General features: G+C 65.5%; 8 protein-coding genes and 1 pseudogene. 8 read left to right on the forward strand and 1 reads right to left on the reverse strand.

The window, feature by feature from the left end; genetic code table 11:
- Positions 1–507 (reverse strand): IclR family transcriptional regulator (locus IC50_RS25650; RefSeq protein ID WP_035711305.1); only part of this gene is annotated, 507 nt, incomplete at its 3' end.
- 130 nt (positions 508–637) lie between these two features.
- Here IC50_RS25650 and IC50_RS25655 point away from each other — a divergent pair.
- From IC50_RS25655 to glpK, 8 genes and pseudogenes are all read left to right on the forward strand, one after another.
- Positions 638–2,734, forward strand: a complete 2,097-nt coding sequence (locus IC50_RS25655) for a 3-hydroxyacyl-CoA dehydrogenase NAD-binding domain-containing protein (protein WP_035711308.1) — start codon at positions 638–640, stop codon at positions 2,732–2,734.
- A 223-nt stretch (positions 2,735–2,957) separates the two neighbouring features.
- A pseudogene (gene pimA / locus IC50_RS25660) lies at positions 2,958–4,642 on the forward strand (dicarboxylate--CoA ligase PimA).
- Positions 4,639–5,826: an acetyl-CoA C-acyltransferase gene (locus IC50_RS25665; RefSeq protein WP_035711311.1), complete on the forward strand. Its 1,188-nt coding sequence runs from the start codon at positions 4,639–4,641 to the stop codon at positions 5,824–5,826. The pseudogene pimA and the gene IC50_RS25665 overlap by 4 nt, the downstream one beginning before the upstream one ends.
- A 134-nt stretch (positions 5,827–5,960) precedes the next feature.
- Complete coding sequence (gene pimC, locus IC50_RS25670) at positions 5,961–7,151, forward strand: pimeloyl-CoA dehydrogenase large subunit (protein WP_035711325.1); 1,191 nt, start codon at positions 5,961–5,963, stop codon at positions 7,149–7,151.
- 132 nt (positions 7,152–7,283) lie between these two features.
- Positions 7,284–8,426, forward strand: a complete 1,143-nt coding sequence (gene pimD, locus IC50_RS25675) for a pimeloyl-CoA dehydrogenase small subunit (RefSeq protein WP_035711314.1) — start codon at positions 7,284–7,286, stop codon at positions 8,424–8,426.
- Between the two features lie 125 nt (positions 8,427–8,551).
- Positions 8,552–9,325, forward strand: coding sequence for an SDR family NAD(P)-dependent oxidoreductase (locus tag IC50_RS25680; RefSeq protein WP_035711317.1), 774 nt, complete (start codon positions 8,552–8,554; stop codon positions 9,323–9,325).
- A 107-nt stretch (positions 9,326–9,432) separates the two neighbouring features.
- Positions 9,433–9,840, forward strand: a complete 408-nt coding sequence (locus IC50_RS25685) for an endonuclease domain-containing protein (protein WP_035711322.1) — start codon at positions 9,433–9,435, stop codon at positions 9,838–9,840.
- 281 nt (positions 9,841–10,121) lie between these two features.
- Positions 10,122–11,627 carry a glycerol kinase GlpK gene (glpK, locus tag IC50_RS25690; RefSeq protein ID WP_035711327.1) on the forward strand — a complete coding sequence of 502 codons (1,506 nt, stop codon included), beginning with the start codon at positions 10,122–10,124 and terminating at the stop codon, positions 11,625–11,627.
- The last annotated feature ends 78 nt before the right edge of the window (positions 11,628–11,705 follow it).

Genomic DNA, 11,705 nt, shown 5'->3' on the forward strand with positions numbered 1-11,705 from the left:
AATGCGCGATACGTCAGCGCGATCCGCGTCATCGAGCGCCCAGAAATAAGCGCGGCCCATCGCGCTGGTTGCAATCGGCACGCGCGAGCCGACGTCAAGTTGAACGCCCACCGTCTCGCTGCCGCGGCTCTGCCCGAAATAGATCATGCTGTGCCGGTCGCGGCCGCCGACGGCGACGGCACCGCCGGTCGCGCGCATCACTTCCTCGCGGAACGGCTCGGACAAATGCCGAACGCCCAGATTGGCCAGCGCCGCGTAGCCGAGCGACATCGCTGCGGGTGCGAGCTGGTACTTCTCGAAACGGGGAACAGGCGTCAGATAGCCGAGCTTGGTCAACGTGTAGGTCAGCCTCGACACGGTCGGCTTGGGCAGATTGGTGCGGGCCGCAATCTCCTGATTGCCGAGAAGGCCGTCATTGGGTTGGAACGCGCGCAATACATCCAGTCCGCGGGAAAGCGCGACGACGAAATTCCGATCGGTCGCAGTCTTCTTTCCTGTACGCTTCATCCCTGATCTGCTTCTTGCGCGGAGTCGTTGACAATGTCCGTGCTTCAAAATAACCCTGCCGTCAAGATGCGGAATTAAATTCCGCACCGCGAAATCGAACAAAAGTAAATCCCCACCAAGGAGGGACACCGTGAGCGAAGTGGTCAAGCTTGAGCGTCATGACGAAGTCGGGATCGTTACGGTCAACAGTCCTCCGGTCAATGCGCTGAGTGCCGCGGTCCGCGGCGGCATCTTCGAGTGCATCAAGGCTGCAATCGCCGATCCCGCCATCAAGGGCATCGTGCTGACCTGCGCCGGTCGCACCTTCATTGCAGGCGCCGACATCACCGAGTTCGGCAAGCCGCCGAAGCCGCCCGCTCTCAACGACGTGCTGTCCGAGATCGAGAATTCGCCGAAGCCGGTGGTTGCCGCGATCCACGGCACCGCGCTTGGCGGCGGACTCGAGGTCGCGCTCGCCTGTCATTTCCGTGTCGCGGTGAAAGAGGCCAAGCTCGGCCTGCCCGAGGTCAAGCTCGGCCTCCTGCCCGGCGCCGGCGGGACCCAGCGTCTGCCCCGTGCGGTCGGGCCGGAACTCGCAGTCAGGATGATCGTCGGCGGCGACCCGATCGGTGCCGCGGAAGCGCTGAAGAGCGGCCTGATCGAGGAGATCGTCGAAGGGCCGGCCTCGGGCGGCGAGGCCTTCGTGCGCAAGCTGCTGGCCGAGAAGCGCCCGCTGCGGCGCCTGCGTGACGACGATTCCAAGATCGCGGCCGCCAGGGCCGACCGCTCGATCTTCACCAATGCCGTCGCCGCCATGACGAAAAAGGCGCGCGGCCTGGAGGCGCCGTTCGCAGCGGCCGACGCCGTCGGCTACGCCATCGACCTGCCATTCGACGAAGGTCTAAAGAAGGAGCGCGAGGGCTTCCTGAAGCTCGTCGCCAGCGACCAGTCCAAGGCGCAGCGCTACGCCTTTTTCGCCGAGCGCGAGGCCAACAAGATCGCGGGCGTGCCCGAAGGCACCAAGCCGCGTCCGGTCAACCGCGTCGCCATCCTTGGCGCCGGCACCATGGGCGGTGGCATCGCGATGTCCTTCGCCAATGCGGGCGTTCCCGTCACGCTGATCGAGACCGGCGAGGAGCAGCTCAAGCGCGGCATGGGCATCATGCAGAAGAACTGGGAAGCGACGGCGGCGCGCGGCGGCATTCCGGCGGACGCGCCCGCCAAGCGCATGGCGCTGATCGATGGCAAGGTCGGTATCGAGAATGTCGGCGATGCCGATCTCGTCATCGAGGCCGTGTTCGAGACCATGGCGGTGAAGAAGGAAGTGTTCGGCAAGCTCGATCAGTACGCCAAGCCGGGTGCCGTGCTCGCCTCGAACACCTCCTATCTCAACATCGACGAGATCGCCAAGTCGACCAAGCGTCCGCAGGACGTGCTCGGCATGCACTTCTTCTCGCCGGCCAACGTCATGAAGCTGTGCGAGATCGTCCGCGCCGAGAAGACCGCGCCGGATGCGCTCGTGACCGCCGTCACGATCGCGCGCAAGATCGCAAAGGTGCCGGCCGTGGTCGGCGTCTGTGACGGTTTTGTCGGCAACCGCATGCTGGCCCAGCGCGGCAAGCAGTCCGAGAAGCTGCTGTTCGAAGGCGCGCTGCCGCAGCAGGTCGATGCCGTCGTCACCAAGTTCGGCATGCCGATGGGGCCGTTCGCGATGGGCGACCTCGCCGGCCTCGATATCGGCTGGCGCTCACGCAAGGATCGCGGCATCAAGTCGGAGATCGCGGACGCGCTGTGCGAAGCCGGCCGTTTCGGCCAGAAGACCGGCAAGGGCTATTACAAGTATGAAGCGGGCAGCCGCTCGCCGCTGCCCGATCCTGAGGTCGAGAAGCTGATCGACGAGACGCTTGCCCGCCTCGGCCGCAAGAAGCGCGTCGTCAGCGACGAGGAGATACTCGAGCGCATGATGTATCCGATGATCAATGAGGGCGCGAAGATCCTCGAGGAAGGCATCGCGGCGCGTCCTAGCGACATCGACGTGGTCTGGCTCTACGGCTATGGCTGGCCGATCTACCGCGGCGGCCCGATGTTCTGGGCCGACACCGTCGGCCTCAAGCACATCGCCGATCGCCTCTCGTTCTACGCCAAGGAGACCAATGACCCGAGCCTCGAGCCCGCGCCGCTGCTGAAGAAGCTCGCGGCGGAAGGCAAGACGTTCGCCTCGCTCGCGGCGGCGTCGAAAGCGGCGTGATCGGATTGGGGTCGGTGGCTGCGATGAGTAGTTCCGGGCGACGCTCTCTCCGTCCCCTCCCCCCTTGCGGGGGAGGGGCAGGGAGGGGGGTAGCCCCGGGCGAGGTCAGCGTTTGTGGCTACCCCCTTCCCCAACCCCTCCCCGCAAGGGGGAGGGGAGCCCGTCCGCCGATGCCCGCCTCACACGACCCGGCCATTATCGCTTTGCAGAGTATCGATCGCCTATGACCCATCCCGGCGAACAGTTTTACCCCGAGGGCGTGCGTTGGGACGACGCCATCATCCAGGGCACGCTCCCCGACCTGCTGTCGAAGGCTGCCGCCGATTACGGCCCGCGCACCGCGTTGGAATTCCGCGATCGCGCGATCACCTATACCGAGCTCGCAGCTCAGGCCGAGCGCGCCGCCGCGGCGTTCCTGCGGGCCGGCTGCGGCAGGGGGGCGCGTCGGTCGCGCTGTTTCTCGGCAACACGCCGGACCATCCCATCAATTTCTTCGGCGCGCTGAAGGCGGGTAGCCGCGTTGCGCATCTGTCCCCGCTCGACGGCGAGATCGCGCTGACGCACAAGGTCTCCGACTCCGGCTCGCGCGTCCTCGTCACCTCCAACCTCCAGGCGCTGCTGCCGACCGCTCTGAAATTCCTGGAGAAGGGGCTGATCGACCGCCTGGTCGTCTGCGAGGACGATCATTGGGGCAAGGTCGGCACGCCGCAGGCGGCGATTCCCGATGATCCCCGCATCGTGACCTTCAAGGCCTTCGTCGAGGGCGCCACCGCGCCTGCGCAATGGCCGTCCGTGACCGTGGACGACGTCGCGCTGCTGCAATATACCGGCGGCACCACCGGCCTGCCCAAGGGCGCGATGCTCACGCACGGCAACCTCACCGCGGCGGTGTCGATCTACGACGTCTGGGGCAAGCCGGGGCGCGCTGCGCGTGGCGAGACAATCGAGCGCGTGATCTGTGTGCTGCCGCTGTTCCACATCTACGCACTCACCGTCGTGCTTTTGTCCTCGCTCAGCCGCGGCCATCTGATCTCGCTGCACCAGCGTTTCGATGTCGAAGCGGTGATGCGCGACATCGAAATCAAGCGCGCGACATACTTTCCGGGCGTGCCGACGATGTGGATCGCGATCGCGGCGCTGCCGGATCTCGACAAGCGCGATTTCTCCTCGCTCGCGACCATCGGCTCCGGCGGCGCGCCGCTGCCGGTCGAGATCGCGAGCTTCTTCGAGCGCAAGGTCGGCAAGAAGCTCAAGAGCGGCTGGGGCATGACCGAGACCTGCTCGCCCGGCACCGGCCATCCGCCTGCGGGTCCGGACAAGCCCGGCTCGATCGGCCTGATGCTGCCTGGTATCGAGCTCGACGTCGTTGCTCTGGATGATCCAAGACGCGTGCTGCCGCCGGGCGAAGTCGGCGAGATCCGCATCAGGGGCCCGAACGTCACCAAGGGATACTGGAACAAGCCGGAGGGATCAGCGGACGCCTTCGTCGACGGCCGCTTTCTCACCGGCGACATCGGCTATGTCGATGCGGACGGCTATTTCTTCCTGGTCGACCGCAAGAAGGACATGATCATCTCCGGCGGCTTCAACGTCTATCCGCAGATGATCGAGCAGGCGATCTACACCATTCCAGGTGTGCACGAGGTGATCGTGCTCGGCATTCCCGACCAGTACCGGGGCGAGGCCGCAAAGGCCTTCATCAAGCTGAAACCCGACGCAAGACCGTTCTCGCTCGACGAACTGCGCGCGCAGTTGGCGGGCAAGGTCGGCAAGCACGAATTGCCGGCTGCGGTCGAGTTCGTCGACGATCTGCCGCGCACGCCGGTCGGGAAATTGTCGCGACACGAATTGCGCCAGCAGCAGAAACCGTCACAATCCACCAAAACCGCATCAGGAGGTCGCTCTTGACCGACGCCGTTATCGTTTCCACCGCCCGCACCCCGATCGGCAAGGCCTATCGCGGTGCGCTCAACGCCACCGAGGGCGCAACCTTGCTCGGCCACGCGATTCGCGAGGCCGTCGCGCGCGCCAAGGTCGACCCGAAAGAGATCGAGGACGTCGTGATGGGCGCAGCCCTTCAGCAGGGCGCGACCGGCGGCAATATCGCGCGCAAGGCGCTGCTCCGCGCCGGCCTTCCCGTCACCGTCGCCGGCACCACCATCGACCGGCAATGTGCCTCGGGCCTGCAGGCGATCGCGCTCGCCGCGCGCTCGGTGATCTTCGACGGCGTCGAGATCGCGGTCGGCGGCGGCGGTGAGTCAATCAGCCTCGTGCAGAACGACAAGATGAACGGCTTCCACGCCCAGGACCCGGCGCTGCTGAAGATCAAGGGCGAGGTCTACATGCCCATGATCGACACCGCCGAGGTCGTCGCCAAGCGCTACGGCATCTCGCGCGAACGCCAGGACGAATATTCGCTGGAGAGCCAGCGCCGCACGGCAGCCGCGCAACAGGGCGGCAAGTTCAAGGACGAGATCGCGCCGATCACGACGCAGATGGCGGTCACCGACAAGGCGACCGGCACTGTCTCGATGAAGGAGGTCACGCTGTCGCAGGACGAGGGCCCGCGCCCCGAGACCACGATCGAAGGCCTCGCTGGCTTGAAGGCCGTGCGCGGCCACGGTTTCACCATCACCGCCGGCAACGCCAGCCAGCTTTCCGACGGCGCCAGCGCCTCGGTGATCATGAGCGACAAGGAAGCCGCCAAGCGCGGTCTCAAGCCGCTCGGCATCTTCCGCGGCTTCGTCTCCGCCGGCTGCGAGCCGGACGAGATGGGCATCGGCCCGGTCTTCGCCGTGCCGCGCCTGCTCAAGCGCCACGGCCTCACCGTCGACGACATCGGGCTGTGGGAGCTGAACGAAGCCTTCGCCGTGCAGGTGCTGTATTGCCGCGACAAGCTCGGCATCGACCCCGACAAGATCAACGTCGACGGCGGCGCGATTGCGGTCGGCCATCCCTACGGCATGTCGGGCGCGCGCCTCACCGGCCACGCCCTGATCGAAGGCCGTCGCCGCAAGGCCAAGTACGCGGTCGTCACCATGTGCGTCGGCGGCGGCATGGGCGCGGCCGGGCTGTTCGAGGTGTTGCAGTAACGGGCTCCGTCGTTCCGGGGCATTCGCATCAAGCGAATGAACCCGGAACCTCGAGCCACAACTTCTAGATTCCGGGTTCGCGCTTCGCGCGCCCCGGAATGACGGAATGGGAAATTCGCTCAAAGGAGGATCCGATGGATCTCGCATTCACTAGGGAAGAGCAGGCGTTTCGCGAGGAAGTGCGGCAGTTCTTCCGCGACAACGTGCCGCCGGATACGCGGCGCAAGCTGGTCGAGGGCCGTCACCTCTCGAAGGACGAGATGGTGAATTGGTGGCGCATCCTCAACAAGAAGGGCTGGGGCGTCAGCCACTGGCCCAAGCAATATGGCGGCACGGGTTGGACCGCCGTGCAGCATTACATCTTCAACGAGGAGCTTCAGGCGCATCCGGCGCCGCAGCCGCTCGCCTTCGGCGTCAGCATGGTCGGCCCGGTCATCTACACCTTCGGCAGCGAGGAGCAGAAGAAGAAATATCTTCCGCGTATCGCCAATGTCGACGACTGGTGGTGCCAGGGCTTCTCCGAGCCCGGCTCCGGCTCGGACCTCGCCTCGCTCAAGACCAAGGCCGAGCGCCGGGGCGACAAGTGGATCATCAACGGCCAGAAGACCTGGACCACGCTGGCCCAGCACGCCGACATGATCTTCTGCCTCTGCCGCACCGACAACAACGCCAAGAAGCAGATGGGCATCTCCTTCATCGTGTTCTCGATGAAGTCGAAGGGCGTCACCGTGCGCCCGATCCAGACCATCGACGGCGGCCATGAGGTCAACGAGGTCTTCTTCGACGACGTGGAGGTTCCGATCGAGAACCTGATCGGCGAGGAGAACAAGGGCTGGGACTATGCCAAGTTCCTGCTCGGCAACGAGCGCACCGGCATCGCCCGCGTCGGCGTCTCCAAGGAGCGGCTGCGCCGCATCCGCGATCTCGCCGGCAAGGTCGAATCTTCAGGCAAGCCGATCATCCAGGACGCCGCGTTCCGCGAGAAGCTCGCCGCCTGCGAGATCGAGCTCAAGGCGCTCGAGCTGACGCAGCTGCGCGTCGTCGCCGATGAAGGCAAGCACGGCAAGGGCAAGCCCAATCCGGCCTCCTCGGTGCTGAAGATCAAGGGTTCCGAGATCCAGCAGACCACCACCGAGCTGCTCATGGAAGTGATCGGCCCGTTCGCCGCGCCCTACGATGTGCACGGCGACGACGGCTCGAACGAAGCCATGGACTGGACCGCCCAGATCGCGCCGAGCTACTTCAACAACCGCAAGGTCTCGATCTACGGCGGCTCCAACGAGATCCAGCGCAACATCATCGCCAAGGCGGTGCTGGGGCTTTGATGGCGCGCCGCCACCACGCACTCGCCGTCATGGCCGGGCTTGACCCGGCCATCCACGCCTAGCGGCACGAAGAACGTAGATGCCCGGGACGAGCCCGGGCATGACGAAATCGATACCTGGAGAATAAAGACAATGGATTTTGACCTGAACGAGGAGCAGCGGCTTCTCAAGGAAAGCATCGACGGCCTGCTGACCGATTCCTACGATTTCGAGCAGCGCAAGAAGTACATGAAGGAGAAGGGCGGCTGGAGCAAAGCCGTCTGGCTCAAGCTCGCCGAGCAGGGCCTGCTGGGCCTTCCTTTCAGCGAGGCCGATGGCGGCTTCGGCTGCGGCGGCGTCGAGACCATGATCGTGATGGAAGCGCTAGGCAAGGCGCTGGTGCTGGAGCCCTATCTCGCCACGGTCGTGATCGGCGGCGGCTTCCTGCGCCATGCCGGCACCGACGCGCAGAAGGCCGCGCACGTGCCGGGGATCATCGACGGCAGCAAGACGCTCGCGTTCGCCCAGCTCGAGAAGAACTCGCGCTACGATCTGTTCGACGTCACCACGACCGCGAAGAAGAAGGGCGACGGCTGGGTGATCGACGGCGAGAAGTTCGTCGTGCTCAACGGCGAGAATGCCGACACGCTCGTCGTCACCGCGCGCACCAGGGGCGACCGTCGCGACCGAAGCGGCATCGGCGTGTTCCTGGTCCCCGCAAATGCCAAGGGCGTCGCGAAGAAGTCCTACCCGACCCAGGACGGCCTCCACGCCGCCGACATCACCTTCACCGGTGTCGAAGTGGGCGCGGATGCCGTGATCGGCAATCCCGAGGATTCGCTCGCGCTGATCGAGCGCGTGGTGGATGAAGCCCGCGTCGCGCTCTGCGCCGAGGCGGTCGGCCTGATGGACGAATCGCTCAAGACCACGGTCGAGTACATCAAGACGCGCAAGCAGTTCGGCGTCGCGATCGGCTCGTTCCAGTCGCTGCAGCACCGCGCCTCCGACATGTTCGTCGCCGCCGAGCAGGCGCGCTCGATGTCGATGTTCGCGACCATGGCGAACGATTTCGAGGATGCCAGGGAGCGCTCCAACGCCATCGCCGCCGCCAAGGTGCAGATCGGCAAGTCGCTGAAATTCGTCGGCCAGCAATCGATTCAGCTCCATGGCGGCATCGGCATGACCATGGAGGCGAAGATCGGCCACTACTTCAAGCGTCTCACCATGATCGAGAACACGTTCGGCGACACCGACTACCACCAGCGCCGCGTCGCCGACGCGGGCGGGCTGGTCTAGGTCTCTCCTTCGTCATTGCGAGCGAAGCGAAGCAATCCAGAATCCGTCCGCGGAGACGGTCTGGATTGCTTCGTCGCTTCGCTCCTCGCAATGACGGAGGTCGTTGAAGCACCGAGGCAACACCCATGAAAAGCACCCCGTTCGATCTCACCGGCAAGGTCGCCGTGGTCACCGGCTCCAGCCGTGGCATCGGCCGCTCCTCCGCCGAACTGCTGGCGAAGCTCGGCGCCAAGGTCGTGGTCTCCTCGCGCAAGGCCGAGGCCTGCAAGGAGGTCGCCGACGGCATCAATGCGGCCGGCGGCGAGGCAACCGTCATCCCCTGCAACATCGCGCGCAAGGCCGAGGTCGAGGCGCTGATCTCGGGTGCCACGAAGCATTACGGCAAGATCGACATCCTCGTCTGCAACGCCGCCGTCAATCCCTACTACGGTCCGCTGCTCGACATTACCGATGAAGCCTTCGACAAGATCATGGGCTCGAACGTCAAGAGTAACATCTGGCTCTCCGCGCTCGCGATTCCGCAGATGGCCGAGCGCGGCAATGGCTCCGTCGTCATCATCTCCTCGATCGGAGGCTTGCGCGGCTCCACCGTGATCGGTGCCTACGGCATCTCGAAAGCGGCCGACTTCGCGCTGTGCCGCTCGCTCGCCGGCGAATGGGGCCCGAAAGGCGTCCGCGTCAACTGCATCGCGCCCGGCCTCGTCAAGACCGATTTCGCCCGCGCGCTGTGGGAAGACGAAGCCAACCTCAAGCGCCGCACCGCCACCACGCCGCTCCGCCGCATCGGCGAACCCGACGAGATCGCAGGTGCCGTGGCGTATCTCGCCTCCGATGCCTCGAGCTTCATGACCGGCCAGACCATCGTCATCGACGGCGGCGTCACCACGGCGGCGGTGTAGGCCTCTAACGACTTGCAATTGTGTCGCGAGCACGCTTCTCTTACCCTCCCCTGGAGGGGGAGGGTCGCTCGCGCAAACGCGCGAGCGGGGTGGGGTGAGCCGCAGCAATGGTCTCAACATCGATCCGACGCGCCGCCGCAAAGAAGCTGAGAGCGAACACGACGCCGCACGAACGCATGCTGTGGCGTGCCCTCAAGGAGCTCCCGCTCGAAGGCTCGCACTTCCGCCGGCAAGCGCCGATCGGCCCCTATGTCGTCGACTTCTTCTTGCCAGCCAAGCGCCTCATCATCGAGCTCGATGGCGGGCATCACAATGAAGACGATGCGGCCGAGCATGATGCCAAACGCCAACGCTGGCTCGAGCGCGAAGGCTATCGCGTTGTCCGATTCTGGAATTCGGAGATCACGGGTGATCTAACGGCTGTGCTCGAACGCATCTATGTGGAGCTTTACGGTTCGCGTGAGGCGGAAGCCATGCACTTCGAGCACCGGCGCAAGCGAAAAACCTCAGCCTGAATCGAGCCGCGTTCTTTCTTACCCTCCCCTGGAGGGGGAGGGTCGATCGCGCGAAGCGCGGGCGGGGTGGGGTTATCTCTCCGCTCGGGCACTGTTCGATGAGGAGAGACCTTCACCCCACCCCGGATCACATTCCGCTTCGCCCATGTGATCCGACCCTCCCCCTCCAGGGGAGGGTAAGAGCAGAGCCGCCTTGACCTTGCCGCCTCAATCCGCTCCTTTTGGTGCGACACAATGACTCCCTCCAGGGAAACGCCAAGCTCAACGCCAAGGTAGCCGCCATGTCTTTCGTCCTTGCCATCGACCAGGGCACCACCTCTTCGCGCGCAATCGTGTTTCGCAGCGACATTTCCATCGCGGCGAAGGCGCAGCAGGAATTCCCGCAGCACTTTCCGGCTTCCGGCTGGGTCGAGCACGAGCCGGAGGACATCTGGACCTCGACCGTGATGGTCTGCCGCGAGGCGATCGAGCAGGCCGGCATCGGCGCAAAGGACATCGCCGCGATCGGCATCACCAACCAGCGCGAGACCACGGTGGTGTGGGACCGCGCCACCGGCCAGGCCGTGCACCGCGCCATCGTCTGGCAGGACCGCCGCACCGCCGACATCTGCGCGAAACTCAAAGCAGAAGGCCGCGAGCCCGTCATCTCGCAGAAGACCGGCCTGATCATCGATCCCTATTTCTCCGGCACCAAGGTTGCCTGGATTCTCGACCACGTCCCCGGCGCGCGGGCACGCGCCGCGCGCGGCGAATTGATGTTCGGCACCGTCGATTGCTACCTGCTCTGGCGCCTCACCGGCGGCAAGGTGCACGCCACCGACGCCACCAACGCCTCGCGCACGCTGCTGTTCAACATTCACACCGGACAGTGGGACGACGAGCTGCTGGAGATCATCGGCGTGCCACGCTCGATGCTGCCCGAGGTGAAGGACTCCTCCGCCCGTTTCGGCGAGAGCACGCCCGACCTGTTCGGCGGCGCCATCGCGATCTCTGGTATCGCCGGCGACCAGCAGGCCGCGACCATCGGCCAGGCCTGCTTCCGCCCGGGCATGATGAAGTCCACCTACGGCACCGGCTGTTTTGCGCTGCTCAACACCGGCACCACGCCGGTGGTGTCGAAGAACAAGCTGCTCACCACCGTCGCCTATCAGCTCGACGGCAAGCGCACCTACGCGCTGGAAGGCTCGATCTTCGTCGCGGGCAGCGCCGTGCAGTGGCTGCGCGACGGTGTCGGCATCATCAAGCACGCCGCCGAAACCGGCCCGCTTGCCGATCAGTCCGACTCCATGCAGAGCGTCTATCTCGTGCCGGCTTTCGTCGGCATGGGCGCGCCCTACTGGAATCCGCGCGTGCGCGGCGCGCTGTTCGGCCTCACCCGCAACACCGGCCCCGCCGAGTTCGCCCATGCTGCGCTGGAAAGCGTCTGCTACCAGACTTACGACCTCTGGGCCGCGATGCGCGCGGACTGGCCGAGTTCGGAAACCGCCAGCGTCGTGCTCCGCGTCGACGGCGGCATGACCGCCTCCGACTGGACCATGCAGCGCCTCGCTGATCTGCTGGACGCCCCGGTCGATCGCCCCGTGATCCAGGAGACCACGGCGCTGGGCGCCGCCTACCTCGCCGGCCTCAATGCAGGCGTCTATCCCGAGCCGACCAAATTCGCCGACAATTGGCGCCTCGAGCATCGCTTCAAGCCGAACATGAGCCAGGCCACGCGCGAGCGGAAGCTTGCGGGCTGGGCGAGGGCGGTGAAAGGCGTGCTGGCGAGCGACGAGGGGGAGGGGTAGGCGTTGGTACAGCCTCGCAGCTCGATGCCGCGAGGCGCGCTCAACTGCCTCCACTCCGTCATTGCGAGCGCAGCGAAG

The organism is Bradyrhizobium genomosp. I (2014) (assembly GCF_000261685.1).
Lineage (GTDB): Bacteria > Pseudomonadota > Alphaproteobacteria > Rhizobiales > Xanthobacteraceae > Bradyrhizobium.